This window comes from Arthrobacter sp. 18067 (assembly GCF_902706295.1).
Taxonomy (GTDB): Bacteria; Actinomycetota; Actinomycetes; order Actinomycetales; family Micrococcaceae; genus Arthrobacter.
Window position 1 is genome coordinate 36527 of sequence record NZ_CACSJJ010000029.1, and the last position, 23563, is coordinate 60089.

Below are 23563 nucleotides of genomic sequence, written 5' to 3' on the forward strand. Positions count from 1 at the left end.
TGTGGACCGCAGGCACGTGCCGCAGGCTCCACTAGGCTTGAAGCATGACTGGGACAGGGCGGGGCAGTAGTGGCGAAACGCGGTAAACCAAGCAGGTCTCAGAGGTCGACGGCGGGAGTCGTCGAGGTGCCTGTCGGCACCCGACCTGAGGGTCCAGTGGCGGGCGTCTACTACATCGATACCGGCGACTGCGAATTGGTCCCGGACCAGGACAACTCCAACGGCTGGCTTCTGAAAATCAACGGCGTCATGAGCTCGCACATCGATCTCGCCGATCCCTTGTTCCTGGATTTCGAATACATGCGCTGGATCGCGGCCTTAGTGGAATCGCGGTGGCCGCGGGAGCAGAAGCCGAAGCTGCGTGCCCTGCATTTGGGCGGGGGAGCGTGTTCCATGGGGCGCTACTTCCATGCCGCCTACCCCGAGGCCCGGCAGGTGGTGGTTGAGCTCGACGGCAAGCTGGCCGACTACGTCCGTGGCTGGTTCGATCTCCCCAAGGCGCCCATGTTGCGGATCCGCGTGGGGGAGGCCCGGCAAGTGACCGAGTCCCTTACGCCGGACACCCGCGATCTCATCATTCGCGATGTCTTCGCCGGAGCCTTCACACCCCGCGCCCTCACCACCCGCGAATTCACTGCGCATGCAGACGCCGTCCTGGCCCCCGACGGCTTGTATGTGGTCAACTCCGGTGACGCCCCGGACCTCAAGAACGCCCGGGCAGATGCTGCCACCATCGCGGACACGTTCGAGCACACCATGATCATCGCCGACCCCGCCATGCTCAAAGGCCGGCGTTACGGCAACATGATCATGGCAGGGAGCCATGCGCCGTTCGGTGAAGACCCCACGTTGGCCCGCAAGCTCCTCGGCGGCGGCGTCCCCGCGCACATCTGGGATGACGCCAAGGTGCGCGCGTTCGCCGCAGGAGCGCCGGTCCGGCACGACCCGGCGCCGGAGCCTGCCCACGAGCCAGCGTCAGCTCCGGCTGAGTGAGCTGTTCCACGCCTCCCAGAGTGTTGCGTAGCGGCCGCCGTTAGCCAACAGTTCCTGGTGCGAGCCCGACTCAACAATCCGCCCGTGTTCCATCACCACTACGGTGTCCGCGGAGGCAGCTTGGGACAAGCGGTGCGCGATCACTACGGACGTCCTTCCTGCCAGCGCGGCCTCGGCGGCCTGATCCAGCATGGTGGCCGATCCCGTTCCTGCTTCAGCGGTGGCCTCGTCGAGGACTGCGATGGGCGGGTCTTTCAGCATGAGCCGTGCAAGAGCCAACTGCTGCGCCTGCTCGGGTGTGAGTTGGTGGCCGCCGGCACCTACGGACGTCTGCAGTCCGTCGTCGAGCGTTTCAACCCAGGCAGCCCCAACATCCCGCAGGGCGCGCGTAAGTTCCTCGGCGGGCGCGTCGGGCTTGGCGAGCCGGAGGTCCTCGGCGAGCGTGCCGGAGAAGACGTGCACCTCCTGGCTGACCATGGCGATGCGCTCATGCAAGTCTTCCGGGAGAGCGGCGGCTGAGTCCAGTCCACCCACCCAGGCTGTCCCGCTGCCCGGGTGTTCCAAGCCCATGATGACCTTGGCCAGCGTGGTCTTGCCTGCGCCGGAGGTTCCCACAATCGCCACGCGCTGGCCGGGGTTCACGGTGAGGGAGACGGCATTCAGTGCCGGGCTCTGCCCGGGATAGGAGAAGGTGACGTCCTTCAGGACAATGCCTGCATCAGCGGTTGGGGCTGCGGTTGGGGCCGTGTCCGGCGCCGCGGACATGGTCAGGCCGAACATCCGGCCCAGGCCGGCTGCGGCTTTCTGCAACTCGTCGAACTGTCCCAGGACCAGGCCGATCGGATCGAAGAGCCGGTAGAAGTACAGTGCGGCAGCCGTGGCCGCACCAATGGTCACTGCGCCCTCGGCATGGAGCCAGAACCCCACCACCAGCACCGCGGACAGGCCGATGAGTTCCGCCAGGTTGAGGCGGTTGTAGAAGCGGGTCAGGTAGTTGACGCCCTTGAGTGCATGGCCGATGTTCTCCTGGGAAGCGGCCGCAACCAAGCCGGCGTGACGTGCCCCGAGCCCCAGTGCAAGGACAGAAGGCGAGCCGTGAACCGTCTCGATAATCTGCTCGGTCCTGTTGGCCTCGGTGATCCGGACGGTCCGATAAATGGGTGCGGTGCGCCGAAGGAACCAGCGGAGGGTGAAGACCTGCAACGGCGCGGCGATGAGCACGGCGACGGCGAAGCGCCAGTCGATCACACCCAGGCCCAACAACGTCACGGCGATAGTGAAGGCCGCGCTGGTGAACGCGGGCAGGACCCCCGAAATTGCCTCGCTCACGGCCTCAACGTCCCCCGACACGCGGGCCACGACGTCACCGATGCCTGCCTTTTCGAGCTGCGCGAGCGGCTTCCGGACCGCTGCGGCGAACACTTCCTCGCGCAGTCCGGCCAGGGCTTCCTCGCAGATCCGCGCCAGCAGGTTCTGGCCCAGAATACCCAGCAGGGCACCCAAACCACCGGCAACCAAGAGCCCGACGGCCAGCCAGAGCAGGGACATGACGTCCCCGCCGCTTGCTGCAATATTGACCATGATGCCCAGGATGGCCGGCGCCGCCAGTCCGCAGCAGGAAGCAGCCAGCAGCACAAGGATGGTCAGCGTGAGTCTTCCGGGCCGCTGCGCCAGCAGGCGCCACATGGCCTTCCGGGTCTCGCGGGGCGTGGCAATGGGAAGGATTTCGGCGCTCAAGAGCCCACCACCTCGCGGTATCCAGCGGACGTGGCAAGCAGTTCGCGGTGCGTGCCGGTTTCAGATGCAGCAGCGCCGCTTCCGCCCATCACTACCCGGTGGCAGACGGCCAGCAGTGTGGGACTGGTAGTCACCAGCACCAAGGCCTTGTCAGGGAAGTTCCGCAAGCCATCGGCGATCACGGCTTCGGTGGCGGTATCGACGGCGGTAGTGGGGTCGTGCAGGACCAGCACCGCTTGCTTTTGATGCAGCGAGCGGCCCAGGACCAGTCGCTGCCGCTGGCCGCCGGACAGGCTCTGGCCGTGTCCGGTGAGCACCGTTTCGGTGCCTTCCGGCAGTTGAGAGACGAAATCCCCGACGGCGGCAGCTGCCATGGCGCGTTCCTCCAGTTGGGCGTCAGTGGCTGCGACGTTCTCGCGGACACTGCCGCGGAACAGCACGCCGTCATGGCTGTCTGCGAAGATCCTGGACCGGACGTGGACCGGGTCCAAGTCTGCGGCGTCCTGGCCGTCGATGACTACCAAGCCGCGGGGAGCGGGCGCGCGGAAGCCCAGGGTATCCACCAGGAGCCGGGCTTGAGTACCGCTGGGAAGGACGACGCCCACGATTTCGCCGGCCGAGGCTGTGAAGGGAGGGAAAGCAGCGTCGCCGGAGCCGGGCCGGAGTTCCAGTAGCGGGACTGGTTCCCCCCGGGAGGTGAGCGTTGCTGCTGAGCCGGCTGCCGCCGTCGTGCGTTCTTCTGATTCGGGTGCGGGGACAGCGTCCGGTTCCGCGAGCAGGACTGCTATGCGAGCCGCTGAGGCGCGCTTCCGAGCGAGTTCGACGCTGAGGAAGCCAAGGGCGGTCATGGGGCCCTGAACGAATTGGGTCACGCCAACAACTGCTACCAACTGTCCCACTGTGATGCTGCCTTGGACGGCGAACCAGGCCGCGAAGAAGGCGATACCGGCCAGGAACGCTGCGGACAGCGCGGTGCTGGCGCCGTTATAGGCAGATCGGGAACGGACAGCCCGCAACCCGGCCACCAAGGACGTCCGGCTGGCGGTCCGATAGCGGGTCACTGCCGCGTTTTCGGCGCCCAAGCCTTTGAGGGGTCGCGATCCCGTGATGAAGTCCGTCGCCAGGGCGCCGGCGCGGGCCGCCGTCGACTGTTCCACGTCGCTTCGGTCCTCCAAGGGCTTGGTGAGCCGGCGCATGACCAACAGCATCACGGGAGTCGCAATGAGAACGGCCAGTCCCAGAGGGACGGAAATGAGGAGGAGTGTCACGGCTGATGTGACGACGCCGGCCGTGGCAGCGAGGGCGCCGGCGATCAGCCACGCCAAGCCGGCCACCCTGTCAGCGTCGGAGGAAGCAATGGCAACAATTTCGCCGGGTGCGCGCCGGGCGGCCATCCCGCGGGGGTGAAGAGTGCGCTCCACTGCAAGTTGCCGGAGGTCGTGGGAGCTGAGAAGGAAGGAACGCTCAGTGGCCAGTGTGCCAAGCCGCCAGGAAAGTGCCAGCACGACGAACACCACAGCCAACGCGCCGAGCCATCCGAGGAGGGCGCCGAAATTGTTCGGTTGAATGGCGTTATCCACTGCGGCGCCGATGGTTGCGGGGACCAAAGCCTCGCTGACCTGATGCAGTCCTAGCCCGGCACAGCCGGCCAGCAGGAGCTTCCAGCGGCCATTGGCGAACAGTGCGACGGTGAAGAGACGGGAAACCGTCCAGGGCGCTTGCTTGTTACGCCCTTGTGGGCAGGACGGAGTGGCAGAACTGGAGGGCATGCTTACCATAGTAAGGCTCACCTAACTTCGAGAAGGCCAGATGACCCGCCAAGCTTTATCGCAATCAGGACAGACCGCGCCGCAGGTGGACGCAGAGCCGGACTTGCGGCTGGATGCCCCCGAAGAGGACCCGGCGTCCTTTCCGGCGTACGGCGTTTACACGGGATATTTCGAGTGCGCCACGCCCGCGACGTGGACGGAACATGTCCACGAAACCCATGAGCTGCTGTGGGGTGCCCGTGGCGTGCTGACCGTTGAGGCCGATGGCGGCTTCTATGCTGTTCCAGCCACCTTGGGGCTCTGGATTCCCGCTGGCGTGGTGCATGCCGTGAAATCCACACAGGGGACCGGGTTTTACTGTTCGCATATTGATGCGCGGGTTGCCCCGAGCCTGGCAGCCCGGACTGTGGCGGTCACGGTGCCCACTGCCGCTCAGGAGCTGTTGCGCCACATGAGCAATTTCGACATGGACGACTCCCTGAGGAAACGTTCGGAGCAGGTGGTGCTGGGGCTGCTCGACGTAGTGGATGCGCGCCCCATGTTGCTGCCGATGCCCACCGATCCGCGCCTGGAGCTCATTGCCCGCGCCCTTCTGGATGACCCCGCCCTGGACCGCTCGCTGGAGGAATGGAGCGTTGAAGTATCCATCAGTGTCCGCAACCTTTCCCGCCTGTTCCACAAGGAAACCGGCATGACGTTTGCGCAGTGGCGCATCCATGCCCGGGTGCGCGTGGCGTTGGGATTGCTGGCGGCCGGGTATCCGGTTTCGTCCGTCAGCAGGCGGGTGGGCTACAACAACCCCAGCGCCTTTGTTCAGGTGTTCCGGAAGGTCATGGGGCACACCCCCGGTTGGTACGTGTCCTCGCTTAAGGCCGGAAACCACCACTCTTTGGCCGGTTCCGAATAGAATCGAGCGGTTTCAGGGGTCGATGCATTGTTAGGGTAGGTATACCTAACTTCGGTAGCCGCTCAGAGAATCCATCAACGGGTCGCGGCGCCAACGGGAGCTTCCCCAACTCCCCTGAGAATCAAGAGGACCGCAGTGATTTCACGCACCAAAACCATGTCCGCCGCCGTTGCGGCCCTGGCCTCCGCAGCTCTTCTCCTGAGCGGATGCGCCACCACCGACGCCAGCGCCACCGCCAAATCGGAAACCCGGACGGTCCAAAGCGAGGTCAAGGAAGTAGTCATGCCGGCCGAGCCCAAGAAGGCCCTGGGCATGTACACCACGGACCTGGACATGCTCATCACCCTCGGGATTCCGCTTGCCAGCCAGCAGCCCATCCGTGACAGCGGCTACTCGGGCTTCCCGTACTTCTTCGATCAGGACGCACTCAAGGGCATCACCCCGTTCACCAACTACCCGGAGTTCAACTTTGAGGCCATCCTCAAGGCACAGCCGGATGTCATCCTGAACGGCCTGGGTTACGAGAAGGAGCTTGACGCCAAGCTTTCCGACATCGCCCCGACCTACACCTTCAACGGATTCGACGGCAGCGACTGGCGCACCAAGTTCAAGACCGTTGCCGAGGCCTTCGGCAAGACCGAGCAGTACCAGGCGTGGATGGACAAGTACCAGGCCAAGGTTGACGACGTGAAGAAGCGTCTGGCTGCGGCAGGGAAGAGTGACCTGGTCATCGGCCCGGTGGACTACTACGAAGACCAAGTATCGGTCAGCTGCTACGGAACGCCGTGCTTGGTCATCAAAGACCTGGGCCTGAAGGTTTCCCCGCTGGCGGACGGTGAAGGCGCCAAGCTGAGTGCCGAGCAGCTCGAACAGCTCAACGGAATCGACGCCATCATCACCACCGAGGTCCCCGAAAAGGACGGCGCCAACCCGGATGCCTTCGCTCCTTTGGCCAACAACAAGCTGTGGACCTCACTGCCCTTCGTGGCCAACAAGCAGATCCACACGTACGACCTCGAAATGATTTACGGCTCCCCGAGCGGCCAGTACGCACTGCTGGAGAAGTTCGAAAAGGCCCTCCTGTCATGATGAGCATTTACCGGGCCGAGGTAGTCGCTACCCGCATGCTCACCCCCGGAATGGTCCGGATCACCTTTGGCGGTCCAGGGCTGGCCGGCTTCGACACCACGGGTGTCGGCGACGAATACCTGCGTGTCTTCCTGCCGGATCCGGGCACCCATGAGGCTCGCCTTCCCATCTCTACGGGGGACTCCTGGGACTGGTCCGAGGGCGTCGAACCGTCCGCCATGCGGACCTACACGGTCCGCGCTGTGGACACCGTCGCTGGAACCGTGGACATCGACTTCGTGGTTCACGACGGCGGATTGGCAGCTTCCTGGGCGCAGCGCGCCCAGGTGGGTGACGTCGTCGGGCTTAACTCGCCTACCGGACTCTACGAACCGCCGGCCGGGCTGCAGTGGCAGATCCTGCTGGCCGACGCCACCGGCCTTCCGGCTGTCGCGCGGCTGGTGGAGCAGACGCCGCCGGGTGTTAGGACGCGTGTGTTGATCGAAGTTGAGGATCCATCGCACCAGCAGCAGCTGACGCTCGGCGCTGGAACGGAAGTTGCTTGGATTCACGGCGGGAACGGCCACAGCCAGTCCCGGCTGGACGAGGTCCTCAAGAGCATGGAGTTGCCCGGCGGCGTCGGCTACATCTGGGTGGCCGGTGAGACCAAGGTGCTGCGCGGGATCCGCAAGTACCTTCGGCACGACAAGAAGCTCACGCCCGAGTCCTACAAGCTGATCGGCTACTGGACGGACAAGAGCGAGGCCTGGGAAGAGCGCTGGGAAAACCTCGACCCCGAAACCCGCCGCTGGTTCGACGAGCTGTGGTCCAACGAGAAGCGGGATCGCGAGGAAACCGTGGACCTGCAGGACGCCAAGTTCGAATTGCTGGGCCTCTAAATGGCCTCCGGAACCATGGCGCCGCGTTCTGTTGCACCTGAAGCGCAGGACGCGGCGCCGGTTTCTGCCACGGACGCCCGCCAGGCTGGTCAACGCCCAGCGGGCCTGGTGGCCGTAAACCGGTACCGGTTGCTGGGCTTGCTCGGAGCGGTTGCAGTGCTGGCCCTGGTTTTGTGGCTGAGCCTGGTGGTGGGCTCCAAGGACGTGGACATGGCCAAGCTGTGGCCAGCCATCACGGCCTACGACGGCTCGCCGGAGCACGTGATCATCCACGACCTCCGCCTGCCCCGAACCGTCACCGGCGTGGTGGTCGGTATTGCCCTGGGACTGTCCGGGGCGCTGATCCAGGCCCTGACACGCAATCCGTTGGCGGACCCCGGCATCCTGGGCGTCAACGCTGGTGCAGGCTTCTTTGTGGTCCTGGGAGTGGCGCTCTTCGGAGTGACCAGCATCCAGGAGTACATCTGGTTCTCCTTCGCCGGTGCCGTGGTGGCCACCGTGGCTGTGTACTTCATCGGGTCACGGGGACGCGGAGGAGCAACCCCGCTCCGCCTCACCCTTGCCGGAGTTGCCCTGGGAGCTGTCCTGGGCGGTATTTCGTCCGGCATCACGCTCCTGCGCCCTGCCGTTTTCGACAGCATGCGCAGTTGGAGCGCGGGCACCTTGAGCAACCGCACGTGGGAAATCTTCACCACCGTGGCGCCTTTCATCCTGGTTGGGACCGTCATCGCCCTCGCCATGGCCCGGCCCTTGAACGCCGTCGCCATGGGCGACGATACCGCCAGGTCGCTCGGTGCCAACATTGTGCGCACGCGGATCTGGACCATCGTGTCAGTCACCCTGCTCTGCGGTGCCGCGACGGCAGCCGCCGGCCCCATCGGATTCGTAGGGCTCATGGTTCCGCACGTCGCCCGGTGGATCGTTGGGCCGGACCAGCGCTGGATCCTGGCCTACACGCTGGTGCTCTCGCCCGTGTTGCTTCTGGTGTCCGACATTCTTGGCAGGCTCGTTCTCCGCCCCGGCGAAATGCAGGTAGGAATCATCACCGCATTCGTTGGCGCACCCGTCCTCATCTGGCTCATTCGACGCCGGAAAGTGAGCACGCTATGACTTCGGTTGATCAGGCGACTTCCGCTGATCGGGCGTCATCCATCGACTTCGGCCGTCGCACCTTCGCCGTCCGCCGCTTTGGCGGACGCGTCTCACTTCGCGTCGACGTCCGCACCCTGGTTGTCACCGCCGTCCTGTTTGCCGCCGCACTGGCGCTCGCCGTCGTCGCCCTTGGCCTGGGCGAGTTCAGCGTTGCGGTACCGGACGTTGTTTCTGCGCTTCTGGGGCACTCCAGCGGAGCCGTGCACATGGTGGTGGTGGAGTGGAGATTGCCCCGCGTCCTCCTGGCCCTGTTGTTGGGGGCGGCCATGGGGGTCAGCGGGGCAATCTTCCAATCGCTGACCCGCAACGCGCTGGGAAGCCCGGACGTGATCGGCTTCAACACCGGCGCCTACACCGGTGCGCTGGTGGTCATCCTGCTGATGGGCGGCGGCTACTTTGCGGTGTCTGCCGGTGCGCTGGTGGGCGGGCTGGTAACCGCCGCACTGGTTTACCTGTTCGCCTTCAAGAAGGGCATCCAGGGGTTCCGACTCATCATTGCCGGCATCGCCGTGAGCGCCATGTTGGCGTCGGTGAATACCTTCATGATCCTCAAGGCGTCCTTGGAGCAGGCGATGTCCGCCGCCGTCTGGGGTGCCGGTTCCCTGAACAAGATCACGTGGGACCAAGTGCTGCCGGTGGTGATCGTGTTCGTTGTGCTGCTGGTTGTGCTGTCTCTGTACGGCAGGCGATTGGGCCTGTTGGAGATGGGCGACGACGCCGCCCGGGCCTTGGGCGTTCGGCTGGAAGGCTCGCGGCTGGTCCTCGCAGTGGTTGGCGTGGCCTTGACTGCGATGGTCACCGCAGCGGCCGGGCCCATTGCCTTTGTTTCTTTGGCGGCACCGCAGCTGGCCCGTCGCCTGACGCGCTCCGCTTCCGTGGGAATGGTTCCCTCCGCCGCCATGGGTGCATTCCTCTTGGTGGCCAGCGACATCGTGGCGCAGAACCTCTTCGCGCCGATCCAACTGCCCGTGGGAGTAGTGACCGTCAGCATCGGTGGCTGCTACCTCGTATGGCTTCTTGCCCGTGAGGTGAAGCGGCAATGAGTGAAGAATTGAAGGAGATTGCTATGACTGACGTGGTGCTGGAACCGGTTCCTGTTCCTGGGTTGGCGACGGGCGCCGCGCGCCTCATCGCCGAGAACGTGAGCCTCGGTTACGCGGGCCGCACTGTGTCTTCGGCGCTGGACGTGCGGATTCCCGACGGCGAATTCACGGTGATCGTGGGCCCGAATGCCTGCGGTAAATCGACGCTGCTGCGGGCGCTGTCCCGGCTGCTGGAGCCCAGTTCCGGGTCGGTGCTCCTGGACGGCAAAAGCATCTCGTCCTACGGTGCCAAGGAGGTGGCCCGACGTCTCGGTTTGTTGCCACAAACCTCCATTGCGCCGGACGGAATCACCGTGGCAGACCTCGTGGCCCGGGGTCGCTACCCGCACCAGAAGTTGTTGCGGCAGTGGTCCGAGGCAGACGAGGCCGCAGTTGTTGCCGCCCTGGAAGCCACCAATGTGACCTCGCTGTCCGGCCGATTGGTGGACGAGCTCTCCGGTGGCCAACGGCAACGGGTGTGGGTGGCCATGGTCCTTGCCCAGCAAACCCCGCTGCTCCTGTTGGATGAGCCCACCACATTCCTTGATATCGCGCACCAGATCGAGCTCCTGGAGTTGTTCCGACGCCTCAACGGCGAAGGCAACACCCTGGTGGCCGTGCTCCACGACCTCAACCACGCCTGCCGCTATGCCACGCACCTGATCGCGATGAAGGACGGCGCCGTGGTTGCCGAGGGCCGGCCCGCCGATGTGGTGACGGCCGAGCTGGTGGAGCACGTGTTCGGCCTGCCGTGCATCGTCATCGACGATCCCGTGAGCCACACACCGCTGGTGATCCCCCTGGGGTCCTGATTTCCCCGCGAGGTGGCACTTAATGACAGTGTTTTCCGAAAACATTGCCATTAACTGCCACCTCGGCGGGCTATTCTGCCCCCAGTAACTCCTCCCGCCGGTTCTCCGTCTCCTCCCGCAAGGCCTGCACGACGGCGGCTACCGCGGGGCGGCGCATGGAGTCCGGACGGAGGACCATCCAGTAGGGGAGGAGCTCGGCGAAGTCCGACGGCAGGAGACGCACCAAATCAGCGTGCCTATCGGCCATGAAGCAGGGCAGAAACCCGATGCCGGCCCCTGCCCGGGTGGCCTCGACGTGGACGAACACGTTGGTGGAGCTCAGCCCGTCACGCATGGTCGGGACCAACCTGCGGGGCGCATCCAGGTCATCCACTTGGAGCATCGAATCCACGAAGTAGACCAGTTGGTGTTGCGTGAGTTCCTCAATGCTGGCGGGCGTTCCGTGGTCCTTCAAGTAAGCACGGGACGCATACATCCCCAACCGGTACTCTCCGAGCCGGATGGCCTCTGCCCGGTGCACCTGCGGCGTTCCGACCACCACTTCGATGTCCAAACCGGACCGCTGCTGCAATGCCCGCCGGGTCACGGTCACGATCTCCACACTGAGTCCGGGGTGCTCACGCCGAAGCCGCGCCACGGCCGGTGCCGCGATATAGGCGCTGAATCCATCAGTTGCGGTCATGCGCACGACGCCGGTAATGGGGTCTGGTGCGTGGTCGCTTGGTCCCAGCGCGCCCACCGCTGCCTCGATCCGCTCTGCGACCTGCACGGCTTCGGCGCCCAACTCCGTCACCTCCCAACCACCGGCTGCCCGCGCGAGGACCCTGCCGCCCAGCGCCTTTTCCAGCGCCGCTATCCTGCGCGAAACGGTGGTGTGGTTCAGTCCCAAGGCTTGTGCCGCCGTCGTGAATTTTCCTGAGCGTGAGACGGCCAGGAAGATGAGGAGGTCATCGGGGTTCGGCTTCATATCTGCAATTTTGCACACACTTGGTGCCTCTTTGGTCATTGAGGCACGGCAAATCTGCGGCAATACTCAGTGGAGCATTTCGTGTTGTGGATCACAGCACGTTCAAAAGGGTCAAAGAGGACACTGAGGAGATGGATATGAGCGTAGAGCAGCGCTCCGCATCAAGAGCAGGGAAGGACGCCGGAAAAGGCTCCGGCCTGAAAAAGATCGTCGCGGCGTCGATGGTGGGCACGGTGGTGGAGTGGTACGAATTCTTCCTCTACGCCACCGCCGCCACCTTGGTGTTCGGCAAGTACTTTTTCCCGAGCACCGGCAACGAACTGGACGGCATCATCCAGGCGTTCATCACCTACGCGGTAGGTTTCGTAGCCCGGCCGCTGGGCGGAATCGTGTTCGGCCAGATCGGTGACAAACTCGGCCGCAAGCCCACCCTGCAGTTGACCATCGTGATCGTGGGCGTCTCCACCTTCCTGATGGGCTGCCTCCCGGGCTTCATGGATATCGGGTACTGGGCACCGGCCATGCTGGTGGCGCTCCGCTTCATCCAGGGCTTTGCCCTTGGCGGCGAATGGGGCGGCGCCGTGCTGCTGGTGGCTGAGCACAGCCCCAACAAGTCGCGCGGCTTCTGGTCATCGTGGCCGCAGGCGGCAGTGCCGGTGGGTAACCTCCTGGCCACGCTGGTCCTGTTCGTCATGTCCACCACCCTCAGCAGCGAAGCGTTCCTCGGCTGGGGCTGGCGCGTCGCATTCTGGCTGTCAGCCGTGATCGTGTTCGTTGGCTATTACATCCGCACCCACGTCACCGAAGCCCCGATCTTCCTCGAAGCCAAAGCGCAGGTGGAGGAGTCCAAGGCCATCAGCTACGGCGTGGGCGAAGTTATCCGCAAGTACCCCAAGGGAATCCTCCAGGCCATGGGCCTCCGCTTCGCGGAGAACATCATGTATTACCTGGTGGTGAGCTTCGCGATCGTCTACCTCAAGAGCGTCCACAAATACGACACGTCCTCGCTCCTGATGGCATTGCTGATCGCCCACGTCATCCACTTCCTGGTCATTCCCCAGGTCGGGCGCCTGGTGGATTCGTGGGGACGCAAGCCCGTTTACCTGGTTGGAGCGATCGCCGGCGCAACCTGGCCGTTCTTCGCCTTCCCCATGTTCGACACCCGGAACGCCGTTGTGATTGTGCTCGCTGTGACCATCGGCCTCTGCCTGCACGCCTTCATGTATGCCGGGCAGCCGGCCATCATGTCCGAGCTCTTCCCCACCCGCATGCGCTACTCCGGTGTCTCACTTGGCTCCCAGGTCACGTCGATCTTCGCTGGCTCACTCGCGCCGCTCCTGGCGACCCAGTGGCTCAAGGACACCGGCTCGTGGGTTCCCACCGCGATCTACCTCGTGGTCGCGTGCGCCATCACCGTCGTCGCCGTCGTTTCGCTCAAGGAAACCAAGGGCATCGCGCTCCAAGAGGTGGACGAGGCCGACGCGATCCGGCACGGGCTGGTTACTTCTTCCGCTTCGAAAGGCTAGCCCCATGGACAACTCCTTGAACGGACGCAAAGCACTGGTGACCGGCGGCGCGAGCGGAATCGGGGCCGCCTGCGCCCGGGCCCTCGCCGCCCGCGGGGCGAAGGTAGTAGTGGCCGACGTCGATGCCTCCGGAGCCGCGGCCCTTGCCGATGAGCTGGGCGGCACGGCCTGGACGGTTGATCTGTTGGACGTGGACGCCCTGGCCGCACTCAGCCTGGACTGCGACATCCTGGTCAATAACGCCGGAATCCAGAAGGTCGCGCCGATCGAGGAGTTTGAACCCGCGGAGTTCCGGCGGATCCTGGCCCTGATGCTGGAGGCCCCGTTCCTCCTCATCAGGGCCGCACTCCCGCACATGTACGCCAACGGATTCGGCCGGATCATCAACATCTCGTCGGTCCACGGGCTACGTGCCTCGGCATACAAGAGCGCGTATGTCTCCGCCAAGCACGGCCTTGAGGGGCTCAGCAAGGTCACTGCCTTGGAGGGTGGCGAGCGTGGGGTCACCTCCAACTGCATCAACCCCGGGTACGTCCGCACGCCGTTGGTGGAGAAGCAGATCGCCGATCAGGCACGGCTCCACGGCATCCCCGAAGCCGAAGTCCTGGCCAAGGTGATGCTGACGGAGTCCGCGGTCAAGCGTCTGGTGGAGGTGGAGGAAGTTGCGTCGTTGGCAGCGTGGATGGCCTCCGACGACGCCGGCATGGTCACCGGCGCGAGCTACACCATGGACGGCGGCTGGTCTGCGCGGTAGCACCGGTCCGGTCCACCCGCGAGGTGACAGTTAATGCCAATGTTCGGCGAGAACATTGGCATTAACTGTCACCTCGGCGCGGGAAGTCAGGCAGTCTCGTCCACGAGCTCGGCCCGGCGCAGGCCACCACCGCGCACCCACAGTTTGTAGGCGACGAACAGCAGCACCAGCCAGGTTCCGCCAACGTACAACGCCACCCGGGTGTCCTCGAAGACGCCGAGGATCACGATCACCATCGCCATGAAGGCCATGGTCAGGATCGAGGCAGCGGGCCACAGCGGTGAACCGAATTCCGACGCCGGCAGTCCCTTGCGCTTGATCTCCCGCTTCATGGCGACGTGCGAAGCGAGGATCATCACCCAGACCCACACGGTGGCGAACGTGGCGATCGATGCGATCAGCACGAACACATCTTCTGGAATGACCGCGTTCAAGACGACGCCCACCAGCAGGATTCCGCCCATCATCACCACGGTCATCCACGGAACACCATGGCGGGAGATCTTGCTGAAGCTCTTGGGCGCATGGCCCTGCTGCGCCAGTCCGAACAGGATGCGGCCGGCCCCGAAAATGTCGCTGTTGATCGCCGAGAGAGCGGCAGTGATGACCACGGCATTGAGGATATGTGGAGCGGCAGGGATGCCCAGGCCGTCAAAGATCTGCACGAACGGGCTTCCACTGCTGCCGATTTCATTCCAGGGGAAGATGCTCATCAGCACGCCCAAGGTCAGTACGTAGAACAGCAGGACGCGGACGGGAACAGTGTTAACTGCCTGAGGGATGACCTTCTTGGGGTTGGTGGCTTCACCTGCGGTGATACCGATCGTTTCGATCCCGCCAAAGGCAAACATCACGACGGCGAACGCAGCCAGGAGCCCCTCGAAGCCGTTCGGGAAGAAGCCGCCGTGGTTCACGAGGTTCCCCAGTCCCGGTGCCACGCCACCGCCGTCGCCCGTTTGGAAACCGAACACGACGATCGCCGCACCGCCGACGATCATGGCGATAATCGCCACCACCTTGATCAGCGAGAACCAGAACTCAAGCTCACCGAACACCTTCACGCTGAGCAGGTTCATGGCGCCCAGGAACAGGATGATCGCGAGCACCCAGATCCATCTGTCCACCTGTGGGAACCAGAAGCCCATGTAGATACTGAAGGCTGTGACGTCTGCGATGGCCACGATCGCCATCTCGAACACGTAGGTCCACCCGGTAACAAAGCCAGCGAACGGTCCCAGATACTTGCTGGCGTACTGGCCGAACGAGCCCGACACGGGGTGTCGGACTGCCATTTCGCCAAGGGCACGCATCACCATGAACACGGCCGCGCCGCCGATGATGTAGGCCAGCAGTACGGCCGGTCCGGCCTTTTGGATGGCGGAGGCGGAGCCGTAGAAGAGGCCCGTGCCGATCGCGGATCCGAGTGCCATGAAGCGGATGTGGCGGACGTTGAGGCCTCGGCTGAGCGCCGTACCCGCGGCTTGGAGCACAGAGCTCTCCGCAGCCAGCTTGGTCTGTTGCATAGTAAAACCTTCTCGTCTTTGGGAGGGGATCGCTATCCAGCAGATCACTTTTGGGCCGCTTGTGATCGGACTCACGGGGGTTTGGTGTCTTTGATCGCAGACAGTTCGCGAACGGCCGTTTCAGGGTGGTCAAAGTCATAGTCGCCAGTCGGATATGATGACCGCGGACAGCTCATCAAACCGGCCAGGCATCCCTCGCTTTCAGCGTCGCCCCCATTGATTCAGGTGCTGCCATCGCATCCATATTGGGGGACTCTTGATCTCTGCATTCCGTCGTCCGCGCCGCCGGTTGGCCGCAGCTCTGGTTGCTGTCGCGGCGGGGGCTTCCTTGCTCTTCGCTGCTCCTGCGCAGGCCTACGACGTTCCCGACTTTGAGGTCCCTGACGCGTCTCAGGCTCCTGTGCCGTACATCAACCGCGCTGCTGATGCAGCCGGCGTGCTTGAGCTGTGGCGGACGGCCGGACCGGCAACGCGCGTTGCTGCTGCGACGGCCTTGGTGGGTGGCCCGGAGACGCTGCAGGCATTTCTCGACGGCGGGCAGGACGCCCCGCTGGCCGCCGACCGCAAGCAGCTGGCCACCGAGCTGACGGAGCGGGGGAGTGAGCATGTGAGGTTGTCGGCGAAGAATGTCCTGGCCACGAATGATCCCGCAAAGATCGACACCTTCCTTGCCGCAGGATGGGCCGGGGCGTGGAAGGGTGACCTCCGGACGGTTGCAACCTACTTCCTTCACTACGGCAACATCCACGTTGAACGGGAGGCTTCCAAAAGCCTTGACGAAGGCGACGAAGCCGTGGAGCAGTTCGTCCTCGCCGGTTGGCGGGACAAAGCAAAGATGACAGACCGGCAAGCCGCATATGCTCTCATCGCATCCGCGAATCCAGCTGTTTCTGCTGCTGCCAAGGCATCGCTGGCAACTGACGACTATGACATCGTGGCTGATTTCCTTCGCTATGGTCAGTTTGTCGCCGCCGACCACCACACTGAGTCGGCCGCCGTGACCGTGCTGCTCCAGCAGGTCAAGGATGACATCAAGGCCAACCCTGTTGGCGCCGCTGCAGTCGCTGAGCGGGCGAAGACCGCCGTCGAGCAGGCCCGGAACACCGCTGCGGGTGCGCGGGAAGCGGATGCCGCCAGACTGGGTGCCGACTGGGATTTCCTGTCGACGCAGGCTGCTCCGCGCAATGTCACAGACAACGCAGCTTTGGCCGCCGAGAAGCCTGCCAGAGAGGCGTTCGCAAAAGCGGCAAAGGAACTGCCCGGCCTCCTGTCGACCCTGACGGCATCCGGTGCCGACCTGGACGTGTTGATCAGTGAAGCCCGCCAGGCCACCCTGGACCTCGCGTTGGTTGGAACGCCCCAGGTACGGAAGGCAGCCGAGGCTGCTTTGGCCGGTGGGGATACTCTCGTCAAATCCTTCATCACCGATGGTCACGCAGAAGCCAGCAAGCTCGATTCAGCTAAACCATCGGCCTTCGTCGCGGATCGGCAGCGCGTTTACCAGCTCCTGGACGCAGGCGGCAGCTACGTGAACAAAGCAGCCGACATTGCCCTGGGTTCTGCCAACCATGCTGATGTCCGCTACTTCCTTGAGTACGGATTCGCTGTTGCGCGGGAACTGGACGACCGTATTCTGGCCTTCCAAACCATGGATAAGGCTGGTCCGGAACTGCGCGCGGCCGCCAACGTTGCCTTGGATGGCAGCCGCGCTGACCTCCAGGCTTTCGCTACCGTCGGACAGTTCGCGGCTGCCAAGCGTGACGAAGCCACAGCCGCCCACGTTGCCTCAATTGAGGGCATGATCGCCGAACTCGACGGTCTGGCAGACAAGGCAGCAGTCGACGCCGGTAAGGCGGCTGCTGCTGCGAAGGCCGCCGAAGCAGCCAAGGCGGCGGAGGACGCCCAAGCCGCGCTCCAGGCGCGTGGAGGTAACCCGCCGCTGGACCTGCCCATGGTCGATGCTTCCCAGCTGGCCGGTGCGGCTCCAACTGTTGTGCCCTGGCCACAAACGGAAGCTCGGCCCCTTGCCGTGACCGGCGAGGCCCCCGATGGCGGGCCCATGGGAGCCGAACGCCCGGACATTACTGATATCAACGTCCCGCCGGCTGGCACCTGGCCCAGCGAATCGGCGTCTCCGGACTCCTTGTCGCCAGAGGCGGCGGCTCCTTTGTCCGCCTCCTCCACCGGGCTGAGTAGTTGGACCATTGGCCTGATCGCGGCGCTGGTCCTGGCTGCTGCCGGTGCCATTACGTTCCTGCTGCGACGCAAGAGTTCGACGCCGGCACCGGCCAAGGCTGGAGCTGCGACGCCCTCCGACGCAAAGCCCAACTCCTAGCGAAGCCACAAGCCATGACCGCGGGCTCCACCTCAAGGGGGCGCCCGCGGTCATAGCTGTTTGTGGACCTACTTCGATTCGGTAGTGCCGCACCATTCAGCGATGAACAGTGCCATGGTCTTTGTGACTTTACGCAGCGATTCGATGCTGACGCGTTCGTCGTAACCGTGGATTTCCTCAGTTCGAGGACCGTAGACCAAGGTCGGCAGTCCGGAGTAGAGGACAAAGAGCCGCGAATCGATGTACCCGGGGGTGGTGAATGATTCCAGCGACGATCCAAAGACGGTCTGGTGGTGTTCGCCCAGGACCCGCTCGGCGTCTGTTCCTTCCTCGTACACGGCGCCTTCGGCGTAAAAGCCTGTCCTTTCGGCTTTGATGTAGGCGTCCTCTGACAGGAATGCCGCCTCGGCGATCTTGAGGTGGTGCTGGATCTGCTCCCATGCTTCGTCTGCCGTGACGCCCGGGTACAGGGCGGCCCTGAGGTCGAATTCGCACCATGCCGGGACGCTGGAGGGCCAGTCGCCGCCACTGATCTGGCCGATGTTGAAATTAATGGGATGGTCCAGGTGCTCGAAGTAGCGGTGGTTACCGCGCTCCTCGTTCCATTCCGCTTCGAGGACCCGGAGCTGCTTGACGACGTCGATCGCGGCATCGATGGCGTTGAAGCCTGTGGTCATCTGGCGGACGTGGGTGGGCTTGCCTCCCACCCGGATTTTGGCCCAAATAACCCCGACATTCGCCCGGACCAGCATGTCCTCTTCGGGCTCCGGGATAAGAACGGCGTCTGCCGTGTAGCCACGCTGGATCGCCGATAGCGTGCCGTTGCCGGTGCTTTCCTCCTCCACTACGGACTGGAAGTAAAGGGGCGCTGCCAACTCCAGGCCGGCGTCGCGGATCGCATCGATGGCGTAGAGCCCGGCCACCAGGCCGGCCTTCATGTCACCGCAGCCACGGCCGTAGAGCCACCCGTCCTCCATGTGCGGTTCCCACGGCGAACGTGACCACTGCTCGTGGGGCCCCACAGGGACGACGTCGATGTGGCCGTTCAGGATGAGGGATCGCCCTGTTGTTTCCGCAGGCTCATATGTGCCAACGACGTTGGTCATACCCTGATACGGGACATTGATGAAGCCGGCGCCGGGATGCCGGCTGATGGTTTCGGGGTCCAATTCCCAGCGGTCGATGACAAAGCCCCGGGTGCTCAGGGCGTCCTCCATCAGGTCCTGGGCTGACTCCTCCTGCGTTCGGAGCGAGGGCTGGCGGATAAGGTCTCCGGTGAAACTGAGTTGCTTGTCGAAATTGTCGTCGACTGCTTTGGTGATCGAATCGATCTGCGGCTGCGAGAGCATGGTTTTCCTTTGGTAGTGAAGTTAGTCGATCGGGGCGAGCCGGCGTGCCAGTAGGCCTCCGGCCGCGGTGATGGCTGCGATGGCGAACAGGACCAGTGACGGTGCCCATGACTGGCCTCCGGCAGCTTCCAAAGCTGCGAGGGACAGGAACGGCATGAACCCGGATAAAGCACCCGCGATGTTGTATCCGAGGGAAACACCGGAGTAGCGAAGGCTGGCAGGGAAGAGGTCGGCAAGGGCCGATCCTGTGCCCGCGTAGCCCACTGTCATGAGGACGATTCCGAGCACAACGGCCAGGACGACGGCGGCAGGCGCCTTGGTATCGAGGAGCCAGAACACTGGGAACGAGGCAATCGCGGTTGTTGCTCCACCGAGGAAGACCATGTAGGCCGCACCCTTTTTCACGGCCATCTTTCCTGCGATGACGGTGACCACGATCTGGAGCACAGAAGCGATCAGCGTGGCGTTGACCATGAGCCCACGGTCCAGTTTGAGGGTTCCGACGCCGTAGCTGATGGCAAAGGTTGTGATCATGTAGAAACCGCCAACGGCCAGGAACGCGCACATCACAGCTATCACCAGACGCCCGCCGGTGCGCTTGAAGACCTCGAATGTGGGCACCTTGGCGCGGTCCTCGTGGGCTACCAGTTCAGCAAAGACAGGCGATTCTTCCAGCTTCACGCGGAGGTACAGGGCTACCAACAGCAGGGGGAACGCTGCCAGGAACGGCAGCCGCCATCCCCATGCGTCGAACTGGTCGGCAGGTAACAGCAGCACCAGGGCAAAAGCACCCGAGGACAGCAGGGTTCCCACGGGGGAGCCGATCTGAATGAGGGCGGCGTACCAAGCACGGGTCTTCTTCGGCGCGTGCTCGATCGCGATGGTCATGGCGCCGCCCCATTCCCCGCCAACAGCCAGTCCTTGGACCAGGCGAAGGACGGCCAGCGCGATCGGTGCGGCCAGGCCCACTTCGCTGAATGTCGGCAATACACCGATAAGGCCGGTTGCGACGCCGATGGCCACGATAGTGATCAACAGCGCTGGGCGGCGTCCGTAACGGTCGCCGACAAAGCCGAACACTGCGGCGCCGAGGGGGCGCGCCAGGAATCCGACGCCGAAGGTTGCGAACGCGGCCAGTGTCGCCGCTTGTGGGTCCAGGCTGGTGAAGAAGAGCCGGTTGAAGACCAAAGCGGCCGCCGTGCCGAACAGGAAGTAGTCGTACCATTCCAACGCGGTGCCGACGAAGGCGGCGAGTGTGACCCGCCGCGCTTCGCGGGGACTCAGATGATGATTCTCGACGTCCGGGGCCCGTTGGGCATTCTCAGTCATGTCAGATCCTTCAGTGATGTGTGTGCAGATGCTTATGGGGAGCGGGATGCCGGTCCGCGGTTGCTGCGTCTTTGGGCTCGCGTGCCGGGCTTTCCTGTCCTTCAAGTAGATACGGGAAACGGGGTTGCGCACTAGGTACGGAGGCTCCCAGTTCTCCGTGCGTAAGATGTGCATATGCACACTGAGGGCACTTCCCAGGAGCCAGTCCTTCCGGAACTTGCCGAGCTGGTTGCCTGGTGCTTGGAACACTTGGACAGATTGGCTGAGGGATATCTGATCCAGCTGCGCTCGATCGACGGCTACGCCCACCTGAACATTCCGCGGGATGACCTGCAGGCAACCACTGCCGAGGCCTTGGAACTGATTCTGCGCAAAGCCGCGGGCATGCCGGTTTCCACCTATCTCCAGGGCGTGTCGGAGGCGATTGGACGCCGTCGGGCAACCCAGGGAGTCCCTTTGGAGTTGCTTCTCCAAGCGGTTCGCATGGTGTTCCGTCTCTTGTGGACCACCTTGCAGTCACAAGCCACACCGCCCCAGCGTGAAGCCTTGGATCGCTCGGCTGTGCAACTCTGGGAAGCCATTGAGTTCCATACCGTGCGGGTCCACGCGGGCTACTTGGCTGAAGTGTCCCGGATCCATCGCGAACGGGAAACCGAGATCTCGGTGATCCTCAGTGGCTTCCTGGAGAAGGACCGGCCGGAGCCTGCCAGGGTGATGCATGTGGCCAGGACGTTGGGTCTTCCGCATGACCGCCCGTACCTGGTGATGGCAGTGGCGCTGAATCAGCTTGCTGATGTCAGAACCCGGGCTTCCAAGGCGGGTGGGCGTGCGCAGATCCATGCGCGGGCCGACTCGACGCTGGTTCTGCTGCCGACGTCAGGGGCGTCCTCCGGCTTGCCGTCGTGGACGGAGGGGCTCCGGGTGGCGGCCGCACCACCTGCCGAGACCTTGGCGGACGTTCCACGGGCCTGGGGAATTGCCCACGACCTCCTGGTTTCCGCCGCGGACGACGCTCCGATGCCCAGGACGTTGCTGGAGGGATGGCCGGACCTCTTTGTCACCGCCCAGCCTGAGATCGCATCGTCGGTAGCGGCGTGCGTTGTGGACGGGCTGAGCCGCATGGCCGACGAGAGTCGTCGGGATGTGTTGGGAACGGTGCAGACATATCTGCACACGGGGTCGCCGTCTGCCACGGCCGATGCCCTCTATTGCCATCGGAACACCGTTTTGAAGAGGCTCGCGCGATTCAAGGAACTGACCGGACTTGATCCCTCCATCCCTTGGGATGCTGCAACCATACGCATTGCTTTCGCTGTGGAATTCCAAGGAAGGTCCTCGGGCGCTCCCTAGCGCGGGTGGCCTCGCGGCTGCCAGCCACCCGACGTTGGGAAGAGTCTGGTATTTCAGACATCACCCCGGCGTGGTGGGCTGGTGCGTGGCTTGCCAAGGGTGCACGCTGGAGTACGGGATACCGGACATTTGCTGTTCGACGAGATACCGAACCCCCAGCAGTGAGGAACCATGACAACGTCGCCAGTGGCACCAGGCAAGGCAACCTCCAAGGTCCCTGCCGCCGAAAACACGCTGCGGATCCTGAAACTTTTGGCCTCGCGCCGTGGTCCCATGGCGGCGTCGAATATTGCCACCGCGCTTGGTCTCCCGCGCTCCAGCGTGTATCACCTGCTTGGTGTGATGGAGGCCAATGGCTTCGTCCTGCACCTGCATGAGGAACAGCGTTATGGGCTGGGCATCAGCGCCTTCGAGCTCAGTTCGGCCTACTCACGCCAGGAACCACTGTCGCGTCTTGGCCGGCCAATGCTTGCTTCGCTGGTGGACGTGATCGGCGAGAGCGCCCACCTCGCCGTGCTCCATGGCCGCGACGTTCTCTACATCGTGGAGGAACGCGCCAAGAACCGCCCGAGCCTGGTGACCGACGTCGGGGTCCGCCTGCCCAGTCACCTCACGGCCTCGGGCCGCGCTATTCTGGCCGCCCTGCCAAAGTCGCAGGTCCGCGCCCTTTACCCCAATGCCGCAGCCTTCACGTCCCGGCACGAGGTGGAGTTTCCCATCATGAAATACTCCGCGTTGTCCTCTCATTTGGACCAGGTGCGGCAGCGTGGCTACGCCACGGAAAACGGCGAAATCACCCCCGGATTCGGTTCGATCGCCGCCGCCGTAACGGACCACGTGGGATGGCCGACGGCGGCAGTAGCCGTAACGTTCCTGGAGGACAAAGTGCCGGCTGAGCAGTGGCCGGTCCTGGCTGCCCGCATCCGCAAAGCAGCCGACGAGCTGTCGATCCGGATCCACGGGCGCCCTGCAGGCTAGGGCTCCAAAGTTTCGCGCTCGACGAGTTTACGGAAGGTCTCCAGTTCGCCTTGGAAGCTGCCACGGTAGGACCCCATGGCGAAGATTCGCCCGACGAGCGCTGAGATGAATCCGCGGGTCACGAACTCCTGGTGAATGCGCGTGCCCCCGTCCTCGGAAGCAAACCGCACATCGGACTCGCCCTTGAGGATTGCGTTGCCGAAGCGGGTGCGGATGTGCCGTGGCCTCTCAACCTCAAGGATCTCGGTGGGGCTTGCCATTCGTCCAAACCACACGGTGTAACCGCTGCCGGCCTGGTCGATGGAGCCGACGCGGTCGGTCACACTGGTAACCCCTCCGATCCACTCCTGGAACCGGTCAAGGTCCGTCCAAAATGCGAAGACGCGCTCTGGCGGTGCTGCAACGAGCGTCGTCACTCGATACGTTGCCATGGGTCCAGCATGCGCTCATTGCGTGGCGAATGCGAGAGGATGGCGCGGGTCTGTAATCCCGGACAGCACCACTCCAAAAGCCGTTCCGACCGCGGGATAAAGGGGCTTTAGTAGAAGCAGAAGATCTTTCCATCACACACTTCCCACAGACGAAGGAGTCACCATGGCACCCGCCGATTTCACTACTGGTGCCCGTCCGGTCAAGGCCGCCCGGGGTACTGAACTTACTGCCAAGTCGTGGCAGACCGAGGCGCCGTTGCGCATGTTGATGAACAACCTGGATCCCGAGGTCGCTGAGCGCCCGGACGACCTGGTGGTTTACGGCGGCACTGGCCGTGCTGTCCGGTCGTGGGCTGCGTTTGATGCGATCACCCGGACCCTGGAAACCATGGAGAAGGACGAGACGCTGCTGGTGCAGTCGGGGAAGCCGGTGGGTGTGTTCCGCACCCACGAGTGGGCGCCCCGCGTTCTCCTCGCCAACTCCAACCTCGTCGGGGACTGGGCGACGTGGCCTGAGTTCCGCCGCCTCGAGGCTGAGGGTTTGATGATGTACGGCCAGATGACGGCCGGGTCCTGGATCTACATCGGCACCCAGGGCATCC

General features: G+C 64.0%; 19 protein-coding genes and 1 pseudogene. 13 read left to right on the plus strand and 7 right to left on the minus strand.

All coding sequences use genetic code 11. The features are described from left to right. Nucleotides 1-69 precede the first annotated feature (69 nt). Nucleotides 70-993 carry a spermidine synthase gene (locus GVL04_RS22175; RefSeq protein ID WP_159708566.1) on the plus strand — a complete coding sequence of 308 codons (924 nt, stop codon included), beginning with the start codon at nucleotides 70-72 and terminating at the stop codon, nucleotides 991-993. Here the strand turns inward: GVL04_RS22175 and GVL04_RS22180 are convergent. Both GVL04_RS22180 and GVL04_RS22185 read right to left on the minus strand, forming a co-directional pair. Further along, nucleotides 976-2730 carry an ABC transporter ATP-binding protein gene (locus GVL04_RS22180; protein ID WP_159708568.1) on the minus strand — a complete coding sequence of 585 codons (1755 nt, stop codon included), beginning with the start codon at nucleotides 2728-2730 and terminating at the stop codon, nucleotides 976-978. The two genes, GVL04_RS22175 and GVL04_RS22180, sit on opposite strands and share 18 nt — an antisense overlap. Further along, nucleotides 2727-4499, minus strand: a complete 1773-nt coding sequence (locus GVL04_RS22185) for an ABC transporter ATP-binding protein (protein WP_235036396.1) — start codon at nucleotides 4497-4499, stop codon at nucleotides 2727-2729. Before GVL04_RS22185 ends, GVL04_RS22180 begins: the two co-directional genes overlap by 4 nt. A gap of 40 nt (nucleotides 4500-4539) precedes the next feature. Here GVL04_RS22185 and GVL04_RS22190 point away from each other — a divergent pair, with 40 nt between their 5' ends. The 6 genes from GVL04_RS22190 (at nucleotide 4540) to GVL04_RS22215 (ending at nucleotide 10419) form a co-directional block, all read left to right on the plus strand. After that, nucleotides 4540-5406 (plus strand): AraC family transcriptional regulator, encoded by an 867-nt coding sequence (locus GVL04_RS22190; protein ID WP_235036397.1) that lies wholly within the window; start codon nucleotides 4540-4542, stop codon nucleotides 5404-5406. Nucleotides 5407-5541: 135 nt separating this feature from the next. Next, nucleotides 5542-6495, plus strand: coding sequence for an ABC transporter substrate-binding protein (locus GVL04_RS22195; protein ID WP_235036398.1), 954 nt, complete (start codon nucleotides 5542-5544; stop codon nucleotides 6493-6495). Further along, on the plus strand, nucleotides 6492-7373 hold the full coding sequence (locus tag GVL04_RS22200) for a siderophore-interacting protein (protein ID WP_159708572.1): 882 nt from the start codon (nucleotides 6492-6494) through the stop codon (nucleotides 7371-7373). The genes GVL04_RS22195 and GVL04_RS22200 overlap by 4 nt, the downstream gene beginning before the upstream one ends. Next, nucleotides 7374-8483: a Fe(3+)-siderophore ABC transporter permease gene (locus GVL04_RS22205; protein WP_159708574.1), complete on the plus strand. Its 1110-nt coding sequence runs from the start codon at nucleotides 7374-7376 to the stop codon at nucleotides 8481-8483. Further along, complete coding sequence (locus tag GVL04_RS22210; RefSeq protein WP_159708576.1) at nucleotides 8480-9568, plus strand: iron chelate uptake ABC transporter family permease subunit; 1089 nt, start codon at nucleotides 8480-8482, stop codon at nucleotides 9566-9568. The genes GVL04_RS22205 and GVL04_RS22210 overlap by 4 nt, the downstream gene beginning before the upstream one ends. A 23-nt stretch (nucleotides 9569-9591) precedes the next feature. Beyond that, the gene (locus GVL04_RS22215) at nucleotides 9592-10419 is read left to right on the plus strand and encodes an ABC transporter ATP-binding protein (RefSeq protein WP_159708578.1); all 828 of its coding nucleotides are present in this window, start codon (nucleotides 9592-9594) and stop codon (nucleotides 10417-10419) included. 70 nt (nucleotides 10420-10489) lie between these two features. On the opposite strand, the gene GVL04_RS22220 is transcribed toward GVL04_RS22215, so the two are convergent. After that, on the minus strand, nucleotides 10490-11386 hold the full coding sequence (locus tag GVL04_RS22220; RefSeq protein ID WP_159708580.1) for a LysR family transcriptional regulator: 897 nt from the start codon (nucleotides 11384-11386) through the stop codon (nucleotides 10490-10492). Between the two features lie 137 nt (nucleotides 11387-11523). On the opposite strand from GVL04_RS22220, the gene GVL04_RS22225 reads away from it, so the two are divergent. Next, a complete protein-coding gene (locus tag GVL04_RS22225; protein WP_159708582.1) occupies nucleotides 11524-12912 on the plus strand; it encodes an MFS transporter in 1389 nt (462 codons plus the stop codon). Between the two features lie 4 nt (nucleotides 12913-12916). Continuing rightward, nucleotides 12917-13666 carry a 3-hydroxybutyrate dehydrogenase gene (locus tag GVL04_RS22230; protein WP_017200737.1) on the plus strand — a complete coding sequence of 250 codons (750 nt, stop codon included), beginning with the start codon at nucleotides 12917-12919 and terminating at the stop codon, nucleotides 13664-13666. Nucleotides 13667-13752: 86 nt separating this feature from the next. Here the strand turns inward: GVL04_RS22230 and GVL04_RS22235 are convergent, their stop codons facing one another. Continuing rightward, nucleotides 13753-15189: an amino acid permease gene (locus tag GVL04_RS22235; protein ID WP_159708584.1), complete on the minus strand. Its 1437-nt coding sequence runs from the start codon at nucleotides 15187-15189 to the stop codon at nucleotides 13753-13755. Nucleotides 15190-15445: 256 nt separating this feature from the next. Between GVL04_RS22235 and GVL04_RS22240 the strand changes: the two genes are divergently transcribed. Further along, complete coding sequence (locus GVL04_RS22240; RefSeq protein ID WP_159708586.1) at nucleotides 15446-17524, plus strand: ALF repeat-containing protein; 2079 nt, start codon at nucleotides 15446-15448, stop codon at nucleotides 17522-17524. 68 nt (nucleotides 17525-17592) lie between these two features. Here the strand turns inward: GVL04_RS22240 and GVL04_RS22245 are convergent, their stop codons facing one another. Together GVL04_RS22245 and GVL04_RS22250 are read right to left on the minus strand one after the other, a co-directional pair. Further along, complete coding sequence (locus GVL04_RS22245; protein WP_159708604.1) at nucleotides 17593-18873, minus strand: ArgE/DapE family deacylase; 1281 nt, start codon at nucleotides 18871-18873, stop codon at nucleotides 17593-17595. 21 nt (nucleotides 18874-18894) lie between these two features. Beyond that, on the minus strand, nucleotides 18895-20202 hold the full coding sequence (locus GVL04_RS22250; protein ID WP_159708606.1) for an MFS transporter: 1308 nt from the start codon (nucleotides 20200-20202) through the stop codon (nucleotides 18895-18897). A gap of 174 nt (nucleotides 20203-20376) precedes the next feature. On the opposite strand from GVL04_RS22250, the gene GVL04_RS22255 reads away from it, so the two are divergent. Together GVL04_RS22255 and GVL04_RS22260 are read left to right on the plus strand one after the other, a co-directional pair. Continuing rightward, nucleotides 20377-21552, plus strand: a complete 1176-nt coding sequence (locus tag GVL04_RS22255; protein WP_159708608.1) for a CdaR family transcriptional regulator — start codon at nucleotides 20377-20379, stop codon at nucleotides 21550-21552. A 171-nt stretch (nucleotides 21553-21723) separates the two neighbouring features. Beyond that, on the plus strand, nucleotides 21724-22530 hold the full coding sequence (locus tag GVL04_RS22260) for an IclR family transcriptional regulator (RefSeq protein ID WP_159708610.1): 807 nt from the start codon (nucleotides 21724-21726) through the stop codon (nucleotides 22528-22530). On the opposite strand, the gene GVL04_RS22265 is transcribed toward GVL04_RS22260, so the two are convergent. Continuing rightward, nucleotides 22527-22961 carry an SRPBCC domain-containing protein gene (locus tag GVL04_RS22265; protein WP_159708612.1) on the minus strand — a complete coding sequence of 145 codons (435 nt, stop codon included), beginning with the start codon at nucleotides 22959-22961 and terminating at the stop codon, nucleotides 22527-22529. The two genes, GVL04_RS22260 and GVL04_RS22265, sit on opposite strands and share 4 nt — an antisense overlap. Before the next feature lie 163 nt (nucleotides 22962-23124). Between GVL04_RS22265 and GVL04_RS22270 the strand changes: the two are divergent. Next, nucleotides 23125-23563: pseudogene (locus GVL04_RS22270) on the plus strand (urocanate hydratase); the annotation flags it as partial.